This window comes from Cupriavidus sp. 86D6 (assembly GCF_057815095.1).
The window spans coordinates 32,120-55,985 of the sequence record NZ_JBYPSB010000005.1; the positions used below are offsets into that span (position 1 = coordinate 32,120).

20 protein-coding genes and 1 pseudogene are annotated in these 23,866 nt (G+C 63.1%); 11 read left to right on the top strand and 10 right to left on the bottom strand.

The features are described from left to right. Positions 1-123 precede the first annotated feature (123 nt). Genes AC3G88_RS13505 through AC3G88_RS13515 form a run of 3 tightly spaced genes read left to right on the top strand, consistent with a single transcriptional unit; the run spans position 124 to position 3,293 of the window. Positions 124-1,095, top strand: coding sequence for a hydroxymethylglutaryl-CoA lyase (locus tag AC3G88_RS13505; RefSeq protein ID WP_488772244.1), 972 nt, complete (start codon positions 124-126; stop codon positions 1,093-1,095). A gap of 20 nt (positions 1,096-1,115) precedes the next feature. Then, complete coding sequence (locus tag AC3G88_RS13510; protein WP_488772243.1) at positions 1,116-2,267, top strand: CaiB/BaiF CoA transferase family protein; 1,152 nt, start codon at positions 1,116-1,118, stop codon at positions 2,265-2,267. 54 nt (positions 2,268-2,321) lie between these two features. Beyond that, a complete protein-coding gene (locus AC3G88_RS13515; RefSeq protein WP_488893438.1) occupies positions 2,322-3,293 on the top strand; it encodes a tripartite tricarboxylate transporter substrate binding protein in 972 nt (323 codons plus the stop codon). 50 nt (positions 3,294-3,343) lie between these two features. Here AC3G88_RS13515 and AC3G88_RS13520 read toward each other — a convergent pair whose 3' ends face one another. Continuing rightward, positions 3,344-4,489: a DSD1 family PLP-dependent enzyme gene (locus AC3G88_RS13520; protein ID WP_488772383.1), complete on the bottom strand. Its 1,146-nt coding sequence runs from the start codon at positions 4,487-4,489 to the stop codon at positions 3,344-3,346. A gap of 122 nt (positions 4,490-4,611) precedes the next feature. Continuing rightward, positions 4,612-5,280, bottom strand: coding sequence for an HAD family hydrolase (locus AC3G88_RS13525; protein WP_488772241.1), 669 nt, complete (start codon positions 5,278-5,280; stop codon positions 4,612-4,614). Between the two features lie 117 nt (positions 5,281-5,397). On the opposite strand from AC3G88_RS13525, the gene AC3G88_RS13530 reads away from it, so the two are divergent. After that, positions 5,398-6,324: a LysR family transcriptional regulator gene (locus AC3G88_RS13530; protein WP_488772240.1), complete on the top strand. Its 927-nt coding sequence runs from the start codon at positions 5,398-5,400 to the stop codon at positions 6,322-6,324. An 18-nt stretch (positions 6,325-6,342) separates the two neighbouring features. Here the strand turns inward: AC3G88_RS13530 and AC3G88_RS13535 are convergent, their stop codons facing one another. Further along, on the bottom strand, positions 6,343-7,227 hold the full coding sequence (locus AC3G88_RS13535; protein ID WP_488772382.1) for a LysR family transcriptional regulator: 885 nt from the start codon (positions 7,225-7,227) through the stop codon (positions 6,343-6,345). A gap of 92 nt (positions 7,228-7,319) precedes the next feature. On the opposite strand from AC3G88_RS13535, the gene AC3G88_RS13540 reads away from it, so the two are divergent. Further along, positions 7,320-8,336 carry an NAD-dependent epimerase/dehydratase family protein gene (locus AC3G88_RS13540; protein ID WP_488772239.1) on the top strand — a complete coding sequence of 339 codons (1,017 nt, stop codon included), beginning with the start codon at positions 7,320-7,322 and terminating at the stop codon, positions 8,334-8,336. Here AC3G88_RS13540 and AC3G88_RS13545 read toward each other — a convergent pair. Together AC3G88_RS13545 and AC3G88_RS13550 are read right to left on the bottom strand one after the other, a co-directional pair. Then, positions 8,315-8,932 carry a response regulator gene (locus AC3G88_RS13545; protein WP_488772238.1) on the bottom strand — a complete coding sequence of 206 codons (618 nt, stop codon included), beginning with the start codon at positions 8,930-8,932 and terminating at the stop codon, positions 8,315-8,317. The genes AC3G88_RS13540 and AC3G88_RS13545 overlap by 22 nt on opposite strands. A 28-nt stretch (positions 8,933-8,960) precedes the next feature. Beyond that, a complete protein-coding gene (locus AC3G88_RS13550; RefSeq protein ID WP_488772237.1) occupies positions 8,961-10,631 on the bottom strand; it encodes an MASE1 domain-containing protein in 1,671 nt (556 codons plus the stop codon). Positions 10,632-11,518: 887 nt separating this feature from the next. Between AC3G88_RS13550 and AC3G88_RS13555 the strand changes: the two genes are divergently transcribed. The 3 genes and pseudogenes from AC3G88_RS13555 to AC3G88_RS13565 form a co-directional block, all read left to right on the top strand. Beyond that, complete coding sequence (locus AC3G88_RS13555) at positions 11,519-11,812, top strand: 3-phosphoglycerate dehydrogenase (RefSeq protein WP_488772236.1); 294 nt, start codon at positions 11,519-11,521, stop codon at positions 11,810-11,812. A gap of 449 nt (positions 11,813-12,261) precedes the next feature. Next, positions 12,262-13,962 (top strand): arylsulfatase, encoded by a 1,701-nt coding sequence (locus tag AC3G88_RS13560; protein WP_488772235.1) that lies wholly within the window; start codon positions 12,262-12,264, stop codon positions 13,960-13,962. A gap of 72 nt (positions 13,963-14,034) precedes the next feature. Continuing rightward, positions 14,035-14,144, top strand: a pseudogene (locus AC3G88_RS13565) (ATP-binding protein); the annotation flags it as partial. Positions 14,145-14,237: 93 nt separating this feature from the next. Here the strand turns inward: AC3G88_RS13565 and AC3G88_RS13570 are convergent. The 4 genes from AC3G88_RS13570 to AC3G88_RS13585 are packed head-to-tail and all read right to left on the bottom strand — an operon-like array spanning position 14,238 to position 17,809. Continuing rightward, on the bottom strand, positions 14,238-14,843 hold the full coding sequence (locus tag AC3G88_RS13570) for a PqiC family protein (protein ID WP_488772234.1): 606 nt from the start codon (positions 14,841-14,843) through the stop codon (positions 14,238-14,240). Then, complete coding sequence (locus tag AC3G88_RS13575; RefSeq protein WP_488772233.1) at positions 14,840-16,474, bottom strand: PqiB family protein; 1,635 nt, start codon at positions 16,472-16,474, stop codon at positions 14,840-14,842. The genes AC3G88_RS13570 and AC3G88_RS13575 overlap by 4 nt, the downstream gene beginning before the upstream one ends. After that, positions 16,458-17,132: a paraquat-inducible protein A gene (locus tag AC3G88_RS13580; protein ID WP_488772232.1), complete on the bottom strand. Its 675-nt coding sequence runs from the start codon at positions 17,130-17,132 to the stop codon at positions 16,458-16,460. Before AC3G88_RS13580 ends, AC3G88_RS13575 begins: the two co-directional genes overlap by 17 nt. Then, a complete protein-coding gene (locus AC3G88_RS13585) occupies positions 17,129-17,809 on the bottom strand; it encodes a paraquat-inducible protein A (protein ID WP_488772231.1) in 681 nt (226 codons plus the stop codon). The genes AC3G88_RS13580 and AC3G88_RS13585 overlap by 4 nt, the downstream gene beginning before the upstream one ends. A gap of 105 nt (positions 17,810-17,914) precedes the next feature. On the opposite strand from AC3G88_RS13585, the gene AC3G88_RS13590 reads away from it, so the two are divergent. After that, a complete protein-coding gene (locus AC3G88_RS13590) occupies positions 17,915-18,685 on the top strand; it encodes a TetR/AcrR family transcriptional regulator (RefSeq protein WP_488772230.1) in 771 nt (256 codons plus the stop codon). Here the strand turns inward: AC3G88_RS13590 and AC3G88_RS13595 are convergent. Next, positions 18,682-19,410 carry a TetR/AcrR family transcriptional regulator gene (locus AC3G88_RS13595; protein ID WP_488772229.1) on the bottom strand — a complete coding sequence of 243 codons (729 nt, stop codon included), beginning with the start codon at positions 19,408-19,410 and terminating at the stop codon, positions 18,682-18,684. The genes AC3G88_RS13590 and AC3G88_RS13595 overlap by 4 nt on opposite strands. Positions 19,411-19,714: 304 nt before the next feature. Between AC3G88_RS13595 and AC3G88_RS13600 the strand changes: the two genes are divergently transcribed. Then, complete coding sequence (locus AC3G88_RS13600; RefSeq protein ID WP_488772228.1) at positions 19,715-20,812, top strand: efflux RND transporter periplasmic adaptor subunit; 1,098 nt, start codon at positions 19,715-19,717, stop codon at positions 20,810-20,812. Next, positions 20,809-23,862: an efflux RND transporter permease subunit gene (locus AC3G88_RS13605; protein ID WP_488893439.1), complete on the top strand. Its 3,054-nt coding sequence runs from the start codon at positions 20,809-20,811 to the stop codon at positions 23,860-23,862. Before AC3G88_RS13600 ends, AC3G88_RS13605 begins: the two co-directional genes overlap by 4 nt. Positions 23,863-23,866: the final 4 nt, after the last annotated feature.

Below are 23,866 nucleotides of genomic sequence, written 5' to 3' on the forward strand. Positions count from 1 at the left end.
ATTGTAGGCTCAGACGTTCCGATATGGAACGATAGCGATGGCAGAAGATCGCTTCCGATTGTTTTTGGAACGGCATAGAGTGGCAGGTATCGCCTGTCTCTTCCCGGCGTCTCGCCGCAAGCCATGACCCCTGCATCGCAACACCAGAAACTGGCCGCCTGGCCGCTGCACGCCGTAATCCGTGAGGTCGGATTGCGTGACGGGCTCCAAAGTATCCGGACCATCGTCCCCACCGAACACAAGAAGACCTGGATTCGTGCTGCCCACGCCGCAGGCCAGCGCGAGATCGAGGTGGGCTCGTTCGTCCCCGCACGACTGTTGCCGCAATTGGCCGATACCGCCGAGCTGGTGGCGTTCGCCCGCACGCTGCCGGGGCTGTTCGTCTCGGTGCTCGTGCCCAACCTGCGCGGCGCCCAGGATGCCATCGCCAGCGGTGCCGACCTGATGATCGTGCCGTTGTCCGCCAGCCACGCGCATAGCCTTGCCAATCTGCGTAAGACCCCCAACGAAGTGGTGGCCGAGGTGGCACGTATCCGCGCGGCGCGCGACGCCGCGGGGTCGAGGACGCTGATCGAAGGTGGCGTGGGCACGGCCTTTGGCTGCACGCTACAGGGTCGCGTGGCGCCCGATGAGGTGCTGCGGCTGATGCAGGCGTTGCTCGACGCGGGCGCCGATCGCGTGAGCCTGGCCGACACGGTTGGCTACGCCGATCCGCGCATGGTGCGTGAACTGTTCGAGCGGGCCGTCGCGATGGCCGGCGACCGCTTCTGGTGCGGCCATTTCCACGATACGCGCGGACTGGGCCTGGCCAATGTGCTGGCGGCCATGCAAACCGGCGTCACGCGCTTCGATGCCTGCCTGGCCGGCATCGGCGGCTGCCCGCACGCGCCCGGCGCCAGCGGCAACGTGACGACCGAAGACCTGGCGTACATGCTCGGCAGCATGGGCATCGAGACGGGCGTCGATATCGATGCACTGCTGGCATTGCGACAGCAGGTGAAAGGCTGGCTTGCCGGGGAAACGCTGCACGGCACGCTCTGGCGCGCCGGATTGCCCAAAACCTTTGCTGCCGGCGCCCATCGCGCGGTGGCTTGATCGACATCCTGGACCGTACCATGCAACAAGAGAACACATCGCTGCCGTTGGCCGGCATCCGTGTCGTCGAATTTACCCACATGGTGATGGGGCCCACCTGCGGCATGATCCTGGCCGACCTGGGCGCCGAGGTCATCAAGGTGGAGCCGCCCGGTGGTGACAAGACCCGCAACCTTCCGGGGCTGGGCATCGGCTTCTTTCGCGCCTTCAACCGCAACAAGAAGAGCGTGGTGCTGGACATCACGACCGAAGAAGGGCGCGCGGCCGCGGCCGAACTGGCCGGGCAGAGCGATGTGCTGCTGGAAAATTTCCGGCCCGGCCTGATGGAAAAGCTCGGTCTCGACTACGCAACGCTGTCGGCAAGGTACCCGCACCTGATCTACGTTTCCCACAAGGGCTTCCTGCCCGGACCGTACGAAAAACGGCTGGCGCTGGATGAAGTCGTGCAGATGATGGGCGGCCTGTCCTACATGACCGGGCCGAAGGGCAGGCCGCTGCGCGCGGGGACGTCGGTCAACGACATCATGGGCGGCATGTTCGGCGCCATCGGCGTGCTGGCCGCGCTGCGCGAACGTGATCGTACCGGCCGAGGACAGGAGATCCAGAGCGCGCTGTTCGAAAACTGCGTGTTCCTGGCGTCGCAGCATATGCAGCAGTTTGCGATGACGGGCGAGGCACCGCCGCCGATGCCGTCGCGCGTGTCGGCGTGGAGCGTCTATGACGTGTTCACGCTGGCCAACGGCGAGCAACTCTTCATCGGTGCGGTCAGCGACAAGCAGTTCGTTACGCTCTGCAACGTGCTAGGGCATGCAGAACTGGTCCACCGGCCCGAGTACCGCGATAACGCGTCCCGTGTGGCAGTGCGGCCCCAGTTGCTGGAAGAACTGGGCATCATTCTTCAGCACCATCGCCCCGAAGCATTGATGCCCAAACTCGAGGCCGCAGGCATCCCTTATGCGCCGATCGTCCGCCCTGACCAGTTGCTCGACGATCCACACCTGAAGGAAAGTGGCGGGCTGGTGCCGATGCAGATGGACGACGGCTCGATGGCGCCCACGGTCCTGTTGCCGCTGTTGATGGGCGGCAGGCGCCCGGGAGTCAGGCATCCGTTGCCCAGGCCCGGCGAGCACAACGACGAAGTGTTGGGACGCATGACAAGGCCAGGTGACTGAGCCAGGCCCCGAAATTGCCTTACCGCTGTTCCCATAAAAAAGACGGAGACAACCATGATTTCACGCCCCCACTGGAGGGCCGTGGCGGCTGCCACAGGCTTTCTGCTCTGCACCGCGTTGCCCGCGCTGGCTCAAGGCGGCAAGCCGGTGCGGCTGATCCTGCCGATCAGCGCGGGTTCCGGCGTCGATGCCATCGCCCGTACCGCTGGCCCTGCGCTGGGCAAGGCCATGGGGCAACCCGTGGTGATCGAGAACCTGCCCGGAGCAGGTGGCATCACCGGTGCGGCCGCCGTGGTCAAGGCGCAACCCGACGGCCTGACGCTGGGACTGGTGTCGAACAATCACGTGATCAATCCGAGCGTATTCAAGTCGATGCCCTTCGACCCGATCAAGGACGTGACGCCGATCAGCGTAATCGGCGCCACCCAGCTCGTGCTGGTGGTCAATCCGAAAGTCCCCGCGAAGAACGTCAAGGAACTGGTGGCGCTGCTCAAGGCGAAGCCCGATGCCTACAACTATGCGTCGTCGGGGAACGGCACGATCATCCATCTTGCCGGCGAGATGTTCCTGAGCGAAGCCGGCGCCAAGGCCAATCACATCCCCTACAAGGGCACTGGCCCGATGGTGACCGACCTGCTTGGCGGGCAGGTGGACATGGGTGTGGTGGCACTCAATGCCGCGTTGCCTTACCTGAAGGCCGGCACCTTGCGTGCCATTGGCGTGTGTGGCGATGCGCGTTCGCCCGTTGCCCCCGATGTGCCGACCATCGCGGAGCAGGGCCTGCCCGATTACCACGTCGAAGGCTGGTTCGCCGTCGTGGGCCCCGCCAACATGAAGCCCGCCGATGTGAAGCGGATACATGATGCCTTTGCCACGGCGCTCTCCAGCCCCGAGGTGGTCGAAGCCCTGAAGAAGCAGGCCACCGCCATCAAGCCCGGATCTCCCGAGGCGGCCGCCCAGTTCTTCCGTACTGAAGCCGACCGTTACGCCGGCCTGGTGAAGAAGGCCAACGTCAAAGTCGAATAATCCATCCCACCGAGAACATGTCCATCTACCGGCTTTCGCGCCTGGTTTGATTACCAGCCATGCAAGCGGTGCCATTCAGCGATCTCGCCCTCGTCGGCGAGAGCCTGGTACGAGGGAAACTGCGCGCCCGTGGCACATGCGTGGTTTGGCAGGATGCGCAGCCGTGTGCCGATCGGGAAACGCCTGGCGATGTCGGTATCCGTCGCATCCGCGCGCGACAGGATGCCATGTTCCTGATTTGCGCCACGGAGGATGTAGCCCGGAATGACTGCACCATCGACTCCGCACACCTGGCCATAGCCGAAGTCGCGTTTCTGGTTCTGCGTGCCGCGATCGCGGCTCATGGCCATCCAACCCGCATCGACGATGGCCCAGCCTTTGTCGGCTTGGTGTCCGATCACGGTGGTGATCACGCTCAGTGCGATGTCTTCGGTCGAACAAACGCCCACGTTGTGCATGACGAGGTCGAAGAAGACGTAAACGCCGGCGCGTACTTCGGTCACGCCTTGCAAGTGGTTCGCGGAGAGCGCCGTCGGCGTGGAGCCGACGCTGACCACCGGGCAGGGCAGGCCGGCTTCGCGCAGTCGATCGGCGGCGTGAACGCAGCCGGCCCGCTCCTGCTCCGCCATCGCGGCAAGTGCCTCCGGCGTATCGAGTTCATAACTGGAACCCGCGTGCGTCATCACGCCACCAAGACGCGCGCCGCCTTCGTGCAGCACGGTCGCGACATCGAGGAGTGCTGGTTCATCCGGGCGGATGCCGGAGCGATGGCCGTCGGTATCGATCTCGATCCAGACTTCGAAGACCTCGCCGTTTTCCGCGCCGAAGGCAACGATGGCGCGCGCAGAATCCACGCTGTCGGTCACGATCTTCAGGTCGCAGCCCCGGCGGCGGAGCGCCAACGCTTGGGGCAGCTTGTTGGCCACCATGCCCACGCCGTAGAGGATGTCGGTGATGCCGTCGTCAAAGAAATGGGCCGCTTCCTTCAGTGTGGAGACGGTGATGCCGCTGGCCCCTGCTGCGATCTGCGCGCGTACGACCTGCGAGCACTTGCTGGTCTTGGCGTGGGGACGGAAGCGCACGCCAAGCGCGTCCATGCGTGCCTGCATCCGTTGTATGTTCCGATGCATGCGCGAGGTGTCGATGACTGCTGCGGGAGTTTCCAACTTCATTAGCGACGTGGAGGAAGTGTTCATGTCGTCCATGATCTTGTCAGTCCATGTATTGGCGCTTGGCCTTTAGTGCCGGTACGTCTTTGCGCAGGCCACGCGAGATGAGGCCCGACGCCGCAGAGTGCGAGGGGCCATAGCGGAGCGTCTTAGCGGCTTGCAGCACGAAAGGACCGCAACCACGGCAGTGCCGAAGGCAGGGTCGAATACTCGACTTCCGGCGCGGGCGCACCGGCAGGCAGCGCGAGGCCGATGCGGTTATGCCAATACGTGCGCAATCCCACCGGTGAGGTACCGAACATGTCATAGCCGGAACCGGCCACGAAGGCGGCATCGGGTGCCTGCACGCGGAGTGCCTCCAGGGCAAGCTGGTACGGGCGCGGATCGGGCTTGTAGTAGCCGGCCGTCTCGGAAGTGACCACGGCATCCCAGTCGACTCCCAACAGGGCGGCAGCGCGCTGCCCCAGGCGCTCGGAGCAGTTCGTCACGACTGCCAGTTTGCAATGCGGCCGCAGTGCCTGCAGCAACTCGCGCGCGCCGTCCCACGGTGGTAATTCGTCCCAGTGCGCTTCCAGCGCCTGCGGGGCCGTCCAGGGCAAGCCGACGTGTTCGGCCGCTTCCTGCACCAGTCGTTCATAACTCACGTAGGCGCCGCAGCCGTAGGTCCTCCGCAGGTATTCGGCCCGCCAGGCGCGGCCCGCGGCCTCGGACCCGGCCGCCGAATTCCAGAGGGTCCAGGAGTCCAGCAATGCGGTGAGCGGGTCGAAAAGCACGGCACGCGGCCAGGCCGGCGAAAGGCGGGGAGCGACTTTGTCCATGAGATCCTTTTACGAGAGGTTTGCGCAGCGGCGCACTGTCGTCAGAGGTTCCCAGTGTAGAAACGATAGTGTGGCTCGTGGTTAAATCCCGGAACATCAATCGTTAAGCTGAAGTGAATGATCCAGATCGAGGACCTGCGCCTGGTCGAGGCGCTGGCACAGTCGCCCTCGCTTAGCGCAGCGGCGCGCGCGCTGAATGTGACGCCGCCGGCATTGTCTGCGCGCCTGCGCAAGCTGGAGTCCATCCTGGGCCTTGCGCTTGCCACCCGCACTGCCAGGCGGTTGAGCCTGACGCCCGAAGGCGAACGCTTCGCCCGTGAGAGTGCGGCGCTGCTGGCTCAGCTCCATGAGCTTCCCGAGTCTTTCAGGAGGGAGGACAGCCGACTCACGGGAACGCTCCGTATTGCCGCTCCCTTTGGCTACGGACGGCACCATATCGCCCCCCTGCTGGGGCGTTTTGCGCTGGCCCATCCGGGCTTGCGCTTGCAGCTCGATTTGCATGAGACTCCCTGGCCAGACCGCCACGACTCGGATGCCGTGGTCCACATCGGCGCGGTACGCGATTCATCCTGGATCGCCCGCACACTGGCACCCAATGCGCGCTGGCTGTGCGCCAGCCCGGCCTACTTGAGCCAGCACGGCACGCCCGCGGAGCCCCGCGACTTGCTCTCGCACGCCTGCATCTGCATCCGGGAGAACGACGAGGACGCGACGCTGTGGCGCTTCCGTTGGCCGGACGCCAGCGCAGGGCGGCGATCCCGGGCACGAGAGACCGTGCGTGTCGTGGCGGCCTACACCAGCAATGACGGCAGTATTGCGCGCCAGTGGGCAGAGCAGGGCCTGGGACTGGTGCTCCGTTCGGAATGGGACGTGGCCGACGCTGTCGCGCGCGGCAGACTGGTGCGGGTGCTGGCTGACTGGGAGTTCGACAGCGCGCCGGTGACATTGCTGGTGCCGACGCGTCGCGGACGTACGGCCCGTGTACAAGCAGTGATGCAATTCCTGGAAGAGGCCTTGGGCGGCGACAGGGCGGAAATGCAGTGAGGTGCGCGCGGAGCGCCTTCAGGCGGCGTGGTGTTCCAGGCCCGCACACAGGGCGTCGAACGGAACCTTGCAGCGCGCGCTGTGGCGCAGGTCCTCATGCATCGCGACCCACATTTCGAGTGGAAACGTGAAGTCGTCGGGCATCACGCGCACAAGGTCAGGATAGCGCCGAGCCAGTGCAACCTGACAGACGCCAATGCCTGCGCCTGCGCGGATCAGTGCGAATTGAGCGAGGTCGCTGTCCGTGCGCACCGTAAAGGCATCCCGGCGCCAGCCCGGGAGCGTCTTGCTTCCCGCTCGCAGGAACGGCGTCTCCTCGTCGAAACCGATCAACGCATGCATTGCCAGCTCGGCCGGCTTCTCGGGGATTCCCCGTTTGCTCAAATAGTGTCGGTGCGCATGCAGGCCCAGTTGGACGACGCCAATGCGCCGGGCAAGCAAGGCGTCCTGGTTCGGGCGCGTCATGCGAACGGCAATGTCGGCTTCGCGCAGCAGCAGGTCCTGGACACGGTTCGTCAGCGCGAGTTCGACCTTGAGTCCCGGGTGCGCCGCCTGTAGTTGCGCCACGATAGGAGGCAGAACCTCGGCGCCCATGACTTCGCTCGCGCTGATGCGCACGGTTCCCTTGACGTCGCCCTGGCTTTCCGCGGCGCGCATCAGTGCGGCTGCGGAAGTGCTCATGGCCTCGGCGTAGGGCTTGAGTTCGAGCGCGGCCGGAGTTGGGAGCAGCCCCGTCTGCGAGCGGGTGAAGAGGGTGAGCCCCAGGGACTTCTCCAGTGCTTCGACATGGCGACCCACTGTCGGTTGGGCGAGCCCCAGAGCGCGTGCGGCGCCAGACAGCGAGCCTTCCTGCAGCACACAGAGGTAAGAGCGATAGAGTTCCCAGCTAGGTTCCGTTCCCATACAAAAATGTATATCAGATATACGATGTTCGACAATTTTATTATAACGACGGTGCATTGAAAATGCTCCCCATGTTCAAGGGGAGATTCGATATGCAAACCGACAAGACAGCATTGGTTCTTGGCGCTACAGGCGGCATCGGTAGTGAGGTCGCCCGGCAGCTTCGGGACGCGGGCTGGAGTGTGCGCGGGCTCACGCGAAGCCAACACGTCCCGGCGACTGATGATGGCATCACCTGGATCGCCGGTGATGCAATGCGCCGAGAGGATGTCATGGCGGCCGCGCAGGGGTGCTCGGTGATCGTGCATGCGGTGAATCCGCAGGGTTACCGCCGCTGGGCAGAACTGGTGCTGCCCATGCTCGACAATACGATCGCCGCGGCGACAACACAAGGCGCCACCATCTTGCTGCCCGGTACCGTCTATAACTTCGGTCCGGACGCCTTCCCGGACCCGCATGAAGGCTCGCCCCAGCATCCGCTCACGCGCAAGGGAGGCATCCGCGTCGAACTGGAACGGCGTCTGCGTTTGGCCACGGCCAGCGGCGTGCGTACGATAGTGGTTCGTGCGGGTGACTTCTTTGGCCCGAAACCTGGCAATAGCTGGTTCTCCCAGGCAATGGTCAAACCGGGCCGGGCCGTTACCGTCATCAATCTTCCCGGCCGAAAGGGCATTGGGCATCAGTGGTCGTATCTGCCCGACGTGGCGCGCACGATGGTGGAACTGCTCGCGCGGCGAGAATCGCTGGAACCGTTTGCGGCGTTCCACATGGCAGGGCATTGGGATGAGGACGGCATGCAGATGGCCGAAGCCATTCGCCGCGTCGTGGTTCGTCGTGGCGGCCGTGTGCCAATACTGCGCCCGTTCCCGTGGTGGCTGCTCAGTGTCGCCTCGCCCTTCGTCACCACTTTCCGCGAGATGCGCGAGATGCGTTACCTATGGCAGAAGCCGGTGCGCATGACAAACGACAAGCTGCTATCCGTGCTCGGACAGGAACCACACACGCCGCTCGATCGTGCCATTGAGGCGACGTTGCACGGCATGGGGTGCATCGATCCGTCGAGCGCAGTCGTTCAGGCCGCCTCGGCCTACTGGCCTTCGAGCCACTGAATTGCGAAGCGCATCAGTTCCTTGCCACTTCGGATGCCCAGCTTCTGCTTGATGTTGGCTTGGTGAGCTTCGATGGTCTTGATACTGCGACTCATTTTCTCGGCAATTTCACGTGTACTGAAGCCAAGTCCGATCAGGTGCAGGACCTCGAATTCCCGCTCTGACAGGTGGGCGATGGCGCTCGTGGGCGCTTTGGTCGGCGTTGTCAGCGTGCGCGCGAGCTTCTCATGCATCGCTGCGCTCAAGTAGACGTTTCCGGCGAGTACCTCTCGGATGGCGTTCAGGATGTGTTCCGTGGCCCCGAGCTTCATGAGATACCCGTTGGCGCCGGCCCGCAATGCACGCTCGGCGAACAGGGCTTCGTCGTGCATGCTGAGAACGAGGATCGCCAGCGTCGGATGGTGCTGCCTGAAATGCCTGACGAGGTCCAGGCCGGAGTTCGACTGCAGGCTGAGATCCACGATGGCCAGGTCGGGCTTGCAGGCGACAGCCGTCAATGCTTCTTCGGCACTGCCGGCCACGCAGCAAACGTGCAGGTTCTCATGTGAATGCAGCAAGTGGGTCAGCCCTTCCCGGATAATAGGATGGTCATCCACGATAAGGATCTGGACCGCACGATGCGGGCTATATGATGTTCCTTGCATCGTCCGGGCTCTCCGGTATCGGGAAGCGGATTGCGACCGTGGTGCCGCCCCAGCTATTGCAGGAGACCGTGCACGAGCCCCCAAGCAGACTCGCCCGATGGCGCAGGTTGTGCAGTCCCAGCCCTGTGCCATGTGCCAGCTGGTCCTCGGCGAGACCGACGCCATCATCACTGATAGAGAGTTGCTGGAAACCGCTGTCGCGATCGAGCTCGATCCATATGTGGCTGCCGTGGCTGTATTTGAGCGCATTGTTGACCGCTTCCTGTGCCGCGCGGAAGAGATGGTTTTGCATCGGCGGCGCCAGGAAGTCCGCCGCTGACTTGACCTGGAGCGCGCAGTCGATGCCGTTGACCGAACGCGTTGTCGTGACCAGGGCTTGCAGGGCAGCGGTCAAGCCACCTGCTTCCATTGCGACAGGATCCAGGCCGTGCGCGACCTTGCGGGTCATCAGAGCGGCCTGCTTGACCAGTTCGACGATCTTCTCTGCGCTGGGGGCTGCGGGATGGCGATGCTTCTGCAATTCCTCGCTCAGCGCCACACAGTAGAAGTCCAGGCTGGTGAGATGCTGGCCAAGGCCATCGTGCAACTCCTGGCCGATGAGCCTCTGCTGCAGATCGCCGCTCTGGATCAGTTCGGCCTCGAGCAGGCGGCGTCGCGCGATCTCCTTCCTCAACTCCTGGTTCGCGCGCTCGAGTTCATGGGTTCGTTCTTGTACGCGCGTCTCCAGCATGACGTGGGAGGCGAGCAGGAGCCACTGGATTCGCTTTTCCTGGGCATGTGCTGCCACGAGCAGCAGCCCGGTAAGGGCCACGACGTTGGCAAATGCGCACCATCTGACCAGGCTGTCCACCGACGTTGCGGCTGCAAAGGGACCGGTGCCACGTGTGGTGCCCCAGATGGCGATGATCGAAACAAGCAATGTCGAGAGGCATGTGCCCCAGTGGTCGAAGCGCAATGCTGCCCAGATGGTGAACGGGAACACCGCCAGGGCAGCAGGATAGTACCCATGCCCTGCGAGTTCGCCGGAGCCGAAGATGAGATAGCTGATCCACGCCGTCGCAAGGGCAAGTGCACACGCTTCCGAGGCCAGTTTGGCGGAGTGAATGGGGTTTGGATACGAGATCGATGTCAGGAGCGCAGGAGCCACGACCAGAACGCCCATCATGTCCCCGAGCCACCACTGCAGAAGGGCAGGGGCGAATTCGCCGGGATGCGCGAGCCCCGCTGCAACGAGCGCACTGGCGCCGATGAGCGCGCTCACTGTCGTACTGGTCGTCGCACCCAGGACGATAAAGGCGATGACGTCCTTGCTGCGATCCATGGTGCACCGGAATCGCACAAACTGCGTCAATGAAAGCCACCCCAGCAGGGACGCGGTCATCGCGCCAAGCCCGATGACCAGCGCCACCCGAGTTGGCACGCCCACCGACATGTTGGCTGCAACCGAGCCGATCGCGATTCCGGGAGCCCCCTGGATACCCAGAACGAGCAGGGCAGCCAGAGCGATCCCGCTGGAGGGCCAGACGAGAGACACGGCGCCTCCCACCATCGCATAGGAAAGTCCGACCTTTGCACCGGCGAAGTACGCCAGGGCGACAAGTGCAGTACTAATAAAGGGATGGGACCGCGCGGATTGCGTGATGTTCTGCATGGCTTGCTTCCAATCATGTGGCAGACCTTCGGAACTTCAGGCTTCTTCTCGGCCACAATGACGGCGGTTGTGCGCGGTATTACGCCTTTGCCAAGCACGCTGGCACGGGCGCAGCAAAAAAACTCCTTAGAATTTATGCCAGATTCCCAATGGGGGTAAGGATCGATTCAACGTGTCATGCAGATTTGGCGGCAAACCGGATTCTCATGGCGGATTTTCCCGTGCTGCCCCCCCGATTCGATTCCTGTTCGCACGGATGTGGCGCGGAACTCCACGAATAGGGCGTTCCCCTAGGAGCTTTTCGGACAAGTTCCCCATACGCGTACGCGTGGTTGACGCCTACATTGACGGGTACGAAGTTGAGCGGCACAAACTGAGCTTCGGGCGTTCTTCCAACCACGTTAATGGGGGTGAAAAATGGTAAGAACAATCTTCTTGCTCGCAGCGGCGAGCGCGGCACTCACCGCTGGTGTGGCCTATGCGGGGGTGGGGTCGCGGGATGTCTACACCGACGGCGCCAACACGGTGGGCCCGCGGGATCCCTATAGCGATGGCGGGCTGACGTCAAAGTTCGATGTGTTCTCCGATGGCGCGCGCGTCACGGACAGGAGAGATGCGTTCACCGATGGAGCATGACGTACGAGCATGGTGAATCCCCAGACGGCCGTCTCAGGCCATCGTTCAGCATGTCGCTCCGGGGTTCGTGCTGCTACCGGCGCGGCTCAAGCCGCGCCCTCAGCACAAAAGGCACCCCCGTGCCAACACTTGATTAGGCGGACGCCCCGACATCTGGGGACGCCCCAGATAATGGGGGGATAGCGCCGAATCAGGATGCCCTCTTCCTAAACCTATACTGGTAGCGCCTGAGTTGGAACCGGAGCGCTGCCATGACCGATCTTCCATTCCGTCACGCCGAAACGGACTCATACGATACCGTCGAGTCTCTGGTCCTTGATCTTCTGGAATGGATCGGACCCGATGCACGACCTTACATCGAGGTCATCGAAGCCTGGCGTACCTCGTGCCCCCGTCTGCCGGTTTGGGAAGAAGCCAACGCGCGAGGTTATCTGACACGCATCCATTCACCCGGCGGCGCTGAAGTGAAAGTCAGCGAGGCGGGTGCCGCCTATTTGCGAACCAGTCGGGGCAGGCCAACGGGGAGTCCGCAAGCAGCCGCTTGAATGTCATCGCCCAAGATGGCAGAAAATTCCTCGCCGCCAACGCGCGATACTCCTCGCCGATGATGGCTGCGGCCGTTCGCGCTGTGCCCATCGCTTCGCCCGCGGCACGTGTCGCATTCAAAGATCACTAAGATCTCGGTCAGAAAATTCTGAATTCCGCTTGGCGTTGTCTTCTGCAACGATAGCCTCAAGGTGCATTCCGCGCGAGATTCTTGTTTTGCGGAGGGAAAGTCACGCGCGGGGCGCCGGCTTTCAGTCCTCGACGTGGCCCGGGAGGGCACTTTCACTGTGCTTTGCCCGCGCCGCATTCGTGTGCGGCGCAATGACCGCAATGCTGTTGTGCAACAGGCGATGAAAGCAGTAACAAACCGACGGTGGACAACGAAGGGAGGCGGGAAATGCATCGAGGCAAGGAAGGGAGGGCGACACAGACGGGCTGCAGCTTGTTGATGCTGGCCACGCTGGCAGCGGTCCTCGCGATCACGGGGTGTGGCAAGAAGGACGAGTCCCCAAAGACACAGCAGCCGGCGGCACAAGCGCCCGCTCCGGCGCCGGAGTCCAGCGCGGCTGCGCCTGTGCCAGCCAGGGAGAATCCGCCCGTGGCGGCCAACGTGCCGGTGCCTGCCGCTTCCGCGCCCGCGTTGGCAGCCACCTCGCCGTCTGGCAAGAAGCCAAACATACTGGTCATTTTCGGGGATGACATCGGTCAGGCCAACATCAGCGCCTACAGCCACGGCGTGGTTGGCTACCGAACTCCCAATATCGACCGCATTGCCGCCGAAGGGATGATGCTGACGGACTACTACGGCGAGAACAGCTGTACAGCGGGGCGCTCTACTTTCATTACTGGCGAAAGTGGCTTGCGCACGGGCTTGCTGAAGGTCGGCATCCCTGGCTCGCCGATCGGCTTGCAGGCGCAGAACGTGACCATCGCCCAGGCACTGAAGCCGCTTGGCTATGCAACGGGTCAATTCGGCAAGAACCACCTGGGCGACAGGAACGAGTACTTGCCTACCGCACACGGCTTCGACGAATTCTTTGGCAACCTCTACCACCTGAACGCGGAAGAGGAGCCTGAGCGCCCCTACTACCCGAAGAACGACACGGCCTGGGTCAAGGCAAACGCCCCGCGCGGCGTTCTCCATTCCTTCGCGGACGGCAAGATTGACGACACCGGCCCCCTTAACCGCAAGCGCATGGAGACGATCGACGACGAAACCACCGCGGCTGCGATCGGCTTTATGGAAAAGCAGGTCAAGGCCGATAAACCGTTTTTCGTGTGGATGAACACGACACGCATGCATGCCTTCACGCATGTCCGCGACTCCATGCAAGGCCAGAGTGGCATGCCCGGTAATGAATACGCCGATGGCATGCTTGAGCACGATGGAGATGTCGGCAAGCTTCTCAAATCGCTCGACGATCTGAAGGTTGCGGACAATACGATCGTGATCTACACAACCGACAATGGCCCCAATCAGTGGTCGTGGCCGGACGCCGCGACCACGCCGTTCAGAAGCGAGAAGGATACCAACTGGGAAGGTGCGTTCCGCGTTCCGGCACTGATCCGGTGGCCGGGCCGGATCAAGCCCGGCACCGTGTCGACGACCATGATCTCGGGGCTCGACTGGTTCCCGACCTTGCTTGCGGCTGCCGGCGATACCGACATCAAGGATCGCTTGCTAAAGGGTGCGAGCATTGGCGGAAAGACCTTCAAGGTGCATCTGGACGGCTATAACTTCCTGCCATACTTGACCGGACAGACGAACACCGGCCCTCGCCAGGATTTCTTCTACTTCAACGACGATGGCGTATTAGTGGCGATGCGGCACAACGACTGGAAGTTCGTTTTCTGTGAGCAGCGGCATCCTGGCGGCTTCGAAGTGTGGGCCAACCCGTTCACGTGCTTGCGCGTGCCGAAGGCGTTCAACCTGCGCATGGACCCCTACGAGCGGGCGGACATCGTTTCCGACCAATATTACGACTGGACGGCAAAGAACGCGTACATGATCAGTTATGCATCGTCGCGCGTGGGGCCATTCCTCCAAACGTTCAAGGACTATCCGCCAAGCCAGAGGCCAGCCAGCTTCACGATCGACCAGATGACGGAAGCGGTGATGCAGTCCATCAACAAGGCAGGAGCCAGGTAATAGTTGCCGTGGCGTGGTTGGCCGGACACCCTCCGGGCAACCACTCAAGTCGACGAACCCGGTTATAGCGCAACCGGCGGCCTGGGGATCGGCCTGTCTCTTGCAAATCGATCATCGAAAAGCATGCTGGATCAATTAGCGCCACCAGCGCTGGACCCGGACAAGGAAGCACGTTCACCATACAGTGCGACCGACGCCGGAAGCGGGCAGAGACCTGTGGCGCAACCACCCGAAGCGTCCGGTTCATCTTATCCAACGCGCCCGATGCTTCTTGTCTATCGCTCAAGGGCCAGCACGCTGGTTGTTATGTCGGCTGCCGTTGCGGCCAGGATTTGCCGATAAGCATTCACCACGCCATCCACTTGCCCGGGTGCAGGCACCTCGGCTTCGGTACGGCCACTCAGGGTCTTGCCGTCTGGCAGGCGCTTCACGGTCCAGGCGATGGTTGCTGCGGCCCGCTTTCCCAGGTCGGCGTCGAGGATGACTACCTCGGCGGTCACGCGAACGGCTGGCTGGGTGGCCGGCAGGCCGTGCTGGTAGATATCGACCGCGTCAAGACTAGACTGCAAACGCTGCGACAGTGCATCGCGAAGCTCGTCCGGTAATGGAGACATCCAGCGAGATGTGTCAAGCAACTTCACACCACCGTCAGCGCCGTCGCTCACTACCAACTGCGCGCGATTCAGGCGCTCGGGGACACGCACTGGCCTGACCTCGATCCATCGCGGCTCGGGTGTACGGCCCGCGCTTCCCGGTGCGGCCCTTGCTGTGTCGGATGAACGTGCTGCCAATGTGTAATAGCGTGGCTCGGGCGACGCGCAGCCGTTGATCATGACTGTAGCCGCGATGACCAGCGGAATTAGTATGCTGGAACGTGTCATTGTTTCTCTTCCCTCTTTCCCTGCAAGAGCGCTTCCGGATGCCGCTCGAGATAGTCTGTGAGCGTGCGCAACGAAGCGGCGGCCCGCGTGAGTTCCTGCATCATCCGGCGGGTGTCCTGCTGCAGTGACGCGTCGGGCGCCAGCGCGCCATTGGCCGTTGCTAGCGTGCGGCGCGCGTCCTGCAGCGCCGCAAGCACCTGCGGGGCCACGTCGCCGTTGACCTGCGCCACGAGCTTGTCTGCGTTGACCAGCATCTTGTTCATCGACACCATCGCCGTGCGCGCGTCCTGTCCGATCTGATCGAACGGGACTTTGCCGATCCTGGTCACGATGTCACCAAGCTTGGCTTGCAACTCGTCGAAGGTCCCTGGCGTGGTGGGGAGTTGCGGCGGCGACGCGTTCAGGTCCAGCTCATCCGGTAGAGGCGCCTTCGGAAAGAAGTCGAGGGCGACGTATAGCTGTCCGGTCAGCAGGTTTCCGGTGCGCAGTTGCGCACGCATGCCGCGCTGTACCAGGCTATGCACGATGGCGAGCTTGCGCGTATCGTCGGCCACGTCCTGATCGCGCAGACCCATGCGGGAAGGATAGAGTTCCACGACCACCGGCATCCGGAAGGCCTTCTTGTCGCGCTGGTATTCGATGCCGATCGAACGCACCTGCCCGACAGTCACGCCTCGGAAATCGATGGGCGCTCCCGGCGACAGGCCACGCACCGACTGGTCGAAATTGAGGACTGCCAGCGCGGGAGCAAGCTCCTCCGGCTCCTTCATGGCTTCGGACTGGTCAGCAGCCAGCAGGAATTCGGTGTTCTCCGCGGCCGCCGAGTGCGCAGTGGAGTGCTCCGGCGCCTGGAAGGCCACGCCGCCGAGCATCACGGTGACCAGAGACTGCGTGGACAGCTTCAACCCGTTCGCGTCGAGCTTGAGGTCGACGCCGCTGGCGTGCCAGAAGCGCGTATCGGCGGAGACAAGCTTCTCGTAGGGCTTGTCGACAAATACTCGCAATGTGATGTCGTGACCGTTCGGGTCGAGCTGGTAGGACACGACATGGCCGACAGGGACGCGACGATAGTAGACAGGAGACCCAACATCGAGCGAGCCGAGGTCTTGTGCGTGCAACACGAACTGCCTGCCCGAGGCATCGGTGGTGACCACGGGCGGCACTTCGAGTCCGGTGAAGCTGTGCATGGTGTCGGCAGATTTGCCTGCATCGACCCCGATATAGGCGCCGGATAGCAGCGTCTCGAGCCCAGACACGCCGCTGATGGCAAATCGTGGCCGTACCACCCAGAAACGCGAATCGGCCACGGCGAAGCTCCTTGCATCCTTTGTCAGAGCAATCGTCGCGATCACGTGAGAGCGGTCCGCCGCCAACCGGGCCGTTTTGACCAGGCCGATATCGACGTCCTTGTATCGAACTGGGGTTTTGCCGGGCGTCAGGCCTTCTGCGGTACGAAAGGTGACCGTGATCTCCGGCCCGCGCGATGCAAGTGTGCTGATGAGCAGCGAGAGGCCGACCACCGCGGCCACGATGGGTATCAGCCAGACCAGCGAGGGCAGCCAGCGCGCGGGCGGCTTGCGGACCGGCTCCGGTATGGCTGATGGCGCGGCGGGATCAAAGTGTTCGGTCATGATTGACTACCGAGAAATCGAGTGGGAGAGGCGGCGCATCGAGGCTGTCCCACAGCAGCCGGGGATCGAAGCATAGTGAGGCGAGCATGGTGAGCACGACGACCGAGGCAAACGCCAGGGCTCCGGCACCTGGTGTGATGGTGGCCAGCGACCCGGCGCGCACCAGCGAGGCGAGCAACGCGACGACGAAGACATCGAGCATGGACCATCGGCCAATGACTTCGACCACCGTATAGAGGCGGGTCTGTTCACGAAGACGCCAGGTCGAGCGGCGGCGCACCGTCAGCAACAGCAGCGTCAGGATCATCATCTTGAGCAGCGGCACGACAACGCTGGCGATCAGCACGACCAAAGAGAGCATGTGTGAGCCCGAAAGCCACAGGTAGATCACGCCCGACAGGATCGTGTCGTGCTGGGTGCCAAAGATCGACTGCGTCACCATGATCGGTAGCAGATTGGCCGGGATATAGAGCAGGTAGGCGGAGAGCAGGAAGGCCCAGGCACGCGCCATGCTGGCTGGCTTGCGACGATGCAACGTGGCGCCGCAGCGCGGGCAGGGCGCACCTTCCAGCGTCAGCGGGCTGACGAGGTCGCAGGCATGACAAGCCAGCAGGCCCTGCCCGGTCGCCGTGGGGTAACACAAGCGGTCTGCGCTCATGACGCAGTATCCGGAGGGACGGCCGGCACGCCGTTCGTACTTCGCGCATCGAACTGGTGCCAGAGGTCGCGCGGAGGGAACGACAGGATGGCGGCAAGCACTACCACCAGCGCGCCGAACGACCAGAGCGAAACGCCCGGCATTACCTGTGCGACGGTCGATAGCTTCACCAGCGTGACCAGCACGCCGATCATGAACACCTCGATCATGCCCCATGGGCGGGTCAGCAGAATGGCGCGTGCGATGTGGTGGAACGCACGAGGCATGCGGCGCCGGGCCATCGGCTGGAGCACAAAGCCCATCATGAGCAGCTCGCCCAGAGGCACGAGGAGCGTCGTGACGAACACGAGCACGGCCACCAGCGGCATATTGTCGGCGTAGAGGGCTTGTATCGCGCCCCATAGCGTGGTCTCCATGCGCGTGCCCTTGAGGTCCATAGCGACGATCGGGTACATGTTTGAGATCAGAAACAGAATCACCGCGGTCACGACGAGCGGCAGCAGGCGGCGGTAGGCCCCCGTGCTGTTGCGGTACAGCTCCGCACCGCACCGCAGGCAAACGGCCCGTTCAGCGTCGCCCAGTGCCGTGCGGACATGAAGTGCGTCGCAATGCTCGCACGCGATCAGCCGAGCCGGATCCTGATGCGCAGGCAGCGGAGGCAAATGAGGGTGACGCACGGCGGGTCCCGGAGCAGCTGATGAAGTCCGGCATTCTGCTACAGAATGACTAAGATGTCATGATGACGGTCATTATTTTACAAATCATGGTGGTGGGCGGTTGGCGTGCAGGATGCCCGTCTTGCGCTGTGCCATAATCGCCCGTCACTTAAGCTTCTCTTGTTGAAGATGCCCGCCGATCCCGAATTCCAAGACCATCGTCCACGTGTTGCCGCTGAACGGCGTGCGCGCATGCGCAGGCGGCTCATCGAAAGCGCGATGATCGTTTTTGCGCAGCGGGGCATGGGTTCCAGCGTGATCCCGGAGGTGATCGCGGCGGCCGGTGTCTCGCAGGGCTCCTTCTATAATTACTTCCGCACCAACGATGATCTGCTGGCGGCCGTCAGCGACGCACTCAGTCACGACATGGTGCACATGATCGAGGGCGTCTTGGCGGACGTCGACGATCCAGCGCTGCGATTCGCTACCGCCGGCCGGATGTATCTGCACCTGGTGCGAGCCTATCCCGTTGTCGCCCGCTTCCTTGCCGCTACGGGTTTCAGTCTCGTCGGAAAGAAAAGCGCGATATACGAACATCTGCCAGCCGATATCAAGGAGGGCGTGAAGCGCGGCACGTTCGACGAGGAGGCCGCCGACGTGGGGGTGGACATGGCGACGGGCGCGGCGCTCATCGCCGTCCAGCGTATTGCAAATGGCAGAACGGCCAAGGACTACCCGGAACGCATCGTTCGTGCGGTGTTGAGATCGCTCGGTGTATCGGCGGCCGGCGCCGCGAAGTTGATCGCGGCGCCCCTTCCCAAGCTCGTGGCGCCGCCGGAATCGCTGCTCAAGACGGCGCAGCAGAAGCTCGCCGCCCTCGCCGAATCCTCCAGCTAGCCATGCCGCGCCTGTGACGGGTCGAGGATCGCGGCTTCGAGCATGTCCTCGAAAAGCACGATGTTGGCGTTGAGCGGCGAACTGGATATGGCGTCGGCCGTAGTACTCTCCACGCCCAGGGCGCGCAAAGCCACGGCAGCCGCCAGTTCGGAAAAATCATCCTTGCACCCGCTCTCCAGCATGCGGTGCATCGCGCTCATTGCGGCGCCGGTAACGATATTGAACGCCAGCGTGAGCGGCATGGGCGTGAAACGATTGCGGCGCACGCCATCCTCCAGGTCCCGGCGCACGAATTCCAGCATGCTCGGCGCCTGGTAACCCGACCATCCGAAGCGTCCCAGGATGCTTGCCACACCCGGCTGGTGTACTGCCAGCATCGATGCCAGCCGTATGCCGCGGGAGATGTGTTCGGCAGGATCGTCATCGCGCCTGACGATGGGGTCTGCCTCTCGTACCCACTGCTCGGCCACCCTCCCTATCAGTTCACGCATGATCGCTTCGGACGACGGAAAGTACTTGTAGAACGTTCCACGCGACACCTGCGCCGCGCAGATGATGTCGTCGATCGAAGGCGAAGGGTCGCGGTTCTCCACCAGCAACCGCAACGTACTGCTCAATAGCAGCGCGCGCATGCGCTGCCTCCGTTTGGCCGCAACGCGCTGACGATGATCGGTCGCCTCCCACATCTCGCCCGCTGCGGCAAATCCCTGCTCTATCGCACTCATGGATCGGTTCTCTCCTTTCAGGGGAATCGGGCACGCATGGCCATGCGCCTTCTCCGCCGCATAGGCTTGTGCCCAACGAGGTTGCTCCGGCCGCACATACAAAATAAATTAAACGTCAATCTGACTACGGCGTCATTATGATGTATATTTCGGGCTCTTGGGAAGGGCGGATGCCCAGGCCTGCTGACACTGACGCCCCGAACGAGTCCGTTGTATCGGCTCGGTGGCGCAAAACGCTGATGACTCGCAGGCGAGTGACGGACCTACTGGAGCGTAGAAATTGAACAGGAAGCATCGAGCAGCAATGCTCACCATCATCGCGGCGGCGAGCCTGCTGGCGGCGTGCACAGAGAAACCTGCGTCCGAACAGTCGGACGTGCGGCCGGTGCGGACCGTGGTCGTCGGGCGTAGCAGCGGCACCATCGGCGCCAACTATTCGGGAGAAATCCGTGCGCGTTACGAAAGCCAGTTGGGCTTCCGGACGGCGGGCAAGATCGTTGCCCGGATGGTGGAAGTGGGCAGCCATGTCAAGCGCGGGCAGCCGTTGCTGCAGCTCGATCCCACCCAGGAAGCCTTGCAGGTTGCCGCAGCCGGCGCGGATGCGGACGCTGCGAGAAGCCGGGTAGCCCAGGCCCGGGTGGACGTAAAGCGCACCGAACAACTGCTGGCACAGAACTTTGCTTCGCAGGCCGAACTGGACCAGCAGCGCCTGGCGTTGAGCCAGGCGGAAGCCCAGCTTCGCTCGGCGCAGGCGCGCCAGCAATTGAACGCCAACATGCGCGGATTCACGACGCTCGTGGCTGACCGCGACGGGGTGGTCAGCGCCATCAACGCGGAAGCCGGCCAGGTCGTGTCGGCCGGCCAGTCGATCGTCACCGTTGCGGCCGACGGCGAGCGCGAAGTGTCGATCAGCATTCCCGAGTCTCGCGTCGACGAACTACGCAAGGCCCAGAAGCTCGCGATCACGGTGTGGGCGCATCCTGAAAAGTCCTGGAGCGGCAAGCTTCGCGAGCTGGCGCCGGACGCTGACAGTGTCACGCGCACTTACTCGGCGCGCATTTCTATCCAGGAAGCGGACGCCGACCCCAGCCTCCTGCGGCTGGGCATGACCGCATCCGTCATGGTTCCCGACGTGGACGGCAGTGGCGCGGTTCGCGTGCCGCTGACCGCCATCGTCGATCACGAGCGCAGCCGGCACGTGTGGGTGGTGGACCTCAAGACGTCGCGCGTGATGTCCCGTGAAGTGAAGCTCGGTGCGGCTCAGAACGACAGCGTCATTGTGGCGGCGGGCCTGGGGGGTGGCGAGACGGTAGTGACCGCCGGCGTGCACATGCTGCAGCCCGGCCAGCAGGTGAAGGTGGCGGAGGCGACGACCGTCGCCCAGGCGGGAGGTTCGAAGTGAAAGGTGTCAATCTGTCCGAATGGGCGCTTAAACACCCGCAGATGATCGCGTTCCTGCTGTTGCTGTTGTCCGTGGCCGGCGTGCTGGCATACGGCAGCCTCGGCCAGAAGGAAGACCCCGAGTTTACGATCAAGACCATGGTGGTGCAGGCCTACTGGCCGGGAGGCTCCGCGCAGCAGATGGCCGACCAGGTGGCCGACAAGCTCGAGCGCAAGTTGCAGGAGGTCGCGGAGATCGACTATACGTCCACCTACGTCAAGCCGGGTGAGGCGCAGATCAAGGTCAACCTGCGCGAAGACGTTCCGCGATCCGCCGTGCCGGATGTGTGGTATCAGGTTCGCAAGAAGCTGGGTGACATCCACCATACCCTGCCGCAGGGCACGCAAGGGCCGTTCTTCAATGACGAGTTCGGAGACACGTTCGGCAATCTGTATGCCATCACTGGCGACGGATTCAGCTACGACGACCTGAGGCGGATCGCCGATGCGGCGCGCAACGAGTTCCTTCGTGTTGACGATGTCAACAAGGTCGATCTCGTGGGCAAGCAGGAGCAGAAGATCTATGTGGAAGTTTCTACTGCCAAGCTTGCGTCTCTGGGGATCGATCCGGCCCTGATTGCCCAGACACTCGCGCAGACCAATGTAGTGTCGTCGGGCGGTACGGTGCAAACCGGTGCCGAACGGGTGCGGCTGGATGTGAGCGGCGAGTTCGATTCTGTAGAGGGCATTCGCGCCATCGGCATCCGTGCCGGCCAGCGCACTTTCCGGCTGGGTGATATCGCCGATGTCCGTCGCGGTTTTGTCGAGCCGGCCACTTCGCGGATGCGCTTCAACGGCAACGAGGCCATCGGCCTTGCCGTGAGCATGCGCAAGGGCGGTGACGTGATCCGACTTGGCGCGAAGCTCGATGAAACGGTCAAGCGTATCGAGGCCACCCTGCCTGTCGGCGTGCAGATTCATGCAGTCAGTGACCAGCCACGCATCGTCGAGCATTCCGTCTTCGAATTCAAGAAGAGCCTCGCGGAGGCAGTGGTCATCGTGCTCGTCGTGAGTTTCCTGTCGCTGGGCCTGCGGACCGGGCTGGTGGTTGCGCTGAGCATACCGCTCGTGCTGGCCATGACGTTCCTGGCCATGTACGTGATGGGGATCGACCTGCAACGCATCTCGCTCGGTGCGCTGATTATCGCGCTGGGTCTGCTGGTGGACGACGCCATCATTGCCGTCGAAATGATGGCGCTGAAGCTTGAGCAGGGCTGGGACAAGTTCCGCGCGGCCACCTACGCCTACACGGCCACTGCGTTCCCGATGCTCACCGGCACGCTGATCACGGCGGCGGGCTTCCTTCCGGTCGGCTTTGCAAAGTCCGGCACCGGCGAGTATGTGTATTCGCTGTTTCAGGTGGTCGGAATCTCGCTGCTGTTGTCCTGGCTGGTGGCCGTGCTGTTTACCCCGTATATCGGTTTCAAGCTGTTGAAGGAGCATGCGCACGCTTCGCATGACGAGGAAGCGGTCTACCAGCGCGGCTTCTATGTCAAATTCCGCCGCTTCATGGATTTCTGCTTGCGGCAACGCGTCTGGGTGCTCGGCATCACGCTTGCGGCGTTCGTCGGCGCGCTCATGTTGTTCAAGGCAGTGCCCCAGCAGTTCTTTCCGGCGTCGGACCGTGCCGAGCTGATCGTGGACATGTGGATGCCGGAGGCTTCGACGTTCGAAGCGAGCCAGCGCGAGGTGCAGAAGCTCGAAGCGATGCTCAAGGGCGATCCGGACATTGCCGCGGTGACGAGCTTCGTGGGCAATGGCGCGCCGCGCTTCTACCTGCCGCTCGATGCGCAGACCCCGAACCTGAACCTTGGCGAAATGATGGTGATGACCAAGGGCGGCGAGGCGCGTGAGCGCGCGAAGGAAAAGCTCGAGAAGTTGTTCGCGGAGAAGTTTCCAAACGTACGTGGGCGGGTCAACCGCCTGGAGAATGGTCCGCCCGTTGGTTATCCAGTGCAATTCCGGGTCTATGGCCAGGACAACGACAAGGTCCGGACTATCGGCGACAAGGTAGCAGCGATCATGCGCGAGGAGCCGCATGTGCGTCAGGTGAACCAGGACTGGAGCGAGCGCATCAAGCGCGTCCAGGTAGACGTCGATCAGGACAAGGCGCGTGCACTTGGCATTACGTCCGCCCAGATCAAGCAGGCACTCGAGGCGTCGATTTCCGGTACGCCGATCACACAGTTCCGGGAAGAAGACCAGGGTATCGACATCGTGTCGCGCCTCATTGCGGCCGAGCGTACGGACCTGAACAACCTGAAGGACGCCAGGATCTATGTTCGCGACGGGAAGTTCGTGCCGGTATCGCAGGTGGCCCGTCTGACCCTTGCCAGTGAAGATGGGGAACTGTGGCGACGCAATCGCGTGCCGACGATGACGGTCCGTGCTGACATCGCGGGCGCGCAGGCACCCGACGTCACCGGCGCGCTGCTGCCCCGGATCGAGGCGCTCCAGAAGGACCTGCCGCTCGGCTATGGCATCGACATCGGCGGTGCATCGGAATCGAGCGCGAAAGCCCAGCGTTCAGTGTTTGCGGTGATGCCGTGGACCATCATCGCCGTGCTGGTGCTGCTGATGATCCAACTGCAGGACATGAAGAAGATGGCAATTGTCCTGATGACCGCGCCGCTCGGCCTGATCGGTGTGAGCGTGGTGCTGGCCACCTTCCGGATTCCGTTCGGCTTCGTTGCAATGCTCGGTGTCATCGCGCTGGCCGGCATGATCATCCGCAACTCGGTGATCCTGGTCGTGCAGATCGACGAGGACGTGCGCGCAGGCGTGCCGTTGTGGACGGCCATCGTCGAGTCGGCGGTGCGGCGGTTGCGTCCGATCGTGCTGACGGCACTGGCGGCCATCCTGGCGATGGTGCCGCTGACCCATTCGGTGTTCTGGGGCCCCATGGCGTGGGCAATCATGGGCGGCCTCGCCGTGGCCACGGTGCTGACGCTCGTGTTCCTGCCTGCCCTGTACGCGACGTGGTACCGGGCAAAGCGCCCCGCGACCGTCTGATCGC

What these genes read in the sequence shown, in the direction of transcription:
- AC3G88_RS13575 (WP_488772233.1), bottom strand. Translation starts at nt 16,474, where the DNA reads ATGACCGAACACTTTGATCCCGCCGCGCCATCAGCCATACCGGAGCCG.
- AC3G88_RS13510 (WP_488772243.1), top strand. Translation starts at nt 1,116, where the DNA reads ATGCAACAAGAGAACACATCGCTGCCGTTGGCCGGCATCCGTGTCGTC.
- AC3G88_RS13530 (WP_488772240.1), top strand. Translation starts at nt 5,398, where the DNA reads ATGATCCAGATCGAGGACCTGCGCCTGGTCGAGGCGCTGGCACAGTCG.
- AC3G88_RS13525 (WP_488772241.1), bottom strand. Translation starts at nt 5,280, where the DNA reads ATGGACAAAGTCGCTCCCCGCCTTTCGCCGGCCTGGCCGCGTGCCGTG.
- AC3G88_RS13505 (WP_488772244.1), top strand. Translation starts at nt 124, where the DNA reads ATGACCCCTGCATCGCAACACCAGAAACTGGCCGCCTGGCCGCTGCAC.
- AC3G88_RS13580 (WP_488772232.1), bottom strand. Translation starts at nt 17,132, where the DNA reads ATGAGCGCAGACCGCTTGTGTTACCCCACGGCGACCGGGCAGGGCCTG.
- AC3G88_RS13555 (WP_488772236.1), top strand. Translation starts at nt 11,519, where the DNA reads ATGACCGATCTTCCATTCCGTCACGCCGAAACGGACTCATACGATACC.
- AC3G88_RS13570 (WP_488772234.1), bottom strand. Translation starts at nt 14,843, where the DNA reads ATGACACGTTCCAGCATACTAATTCCGCTGGTCATCGCGGCTACAGTC.
- AC3G88_RS13540 (WP_488772239.1), top strand. Translation starts at nt 7,320, where the DNA reads ATGCAAACCGACAAGACAGCATTGGTTCTTGGCGCTACAGGCGGCATC.
- AC3G88_RS13595 (WP_488772229.1), bottom strand. Translation starts at nt 19,410, where the DNA reads ATGAGTGCGATAGAGCAGGGATTTGCCGCAGCGGGCGAGATGTGGGAG.
- AC3G88_RS13520 (WP_488772383.1), bottom strand. Translation starts at nt 4,489, where the DNA reads ATGAACACTTCCTCCACGTCGCTAATGAAGTTGGAAACTCCCGCAGCA.
- AC3G88_RS13600 (WP_488772228.1), top strand. Translation starts at nt 19,715, where the DNA reads ATGCTCACCATCATCGCGGCGGCGAGCCTGCTGGCGGCGTGCACAGAG.
- AC3G88_RS13550 (WP_488772237.1), bottom strand. Translation starts at nt 10,631, where the DNA reads ATGCAGAACATCACGCAATCCGCGCGGTCCCATCCCTTTATTAGTACT.
- AC3G88_RS13535 (WP_488772382.1), bottom strand. Translation starts at nt 7,227, where the DNA reads ATGGGAACGGAACCTAGCTGGGAACTCTATCGCTCTTACCTCTGTGTG.
- AC3G88_RS13515 (WP_488893438.1), top strand. Translation starts at nt 2,322, where the DNA reads ATGATTTCACGCCCCCACTGGAGGGCCGTGGCGGCTGCCACAGGCTTT.
- AC3G88_RS13560 (WP_488772235.1), top strand. Translation starts at nt 12,262, where the DNA reads ATGCTGGCCACGCTGGCAGCGGTCCTCGCGATCACGGGGTGTGGCAAG.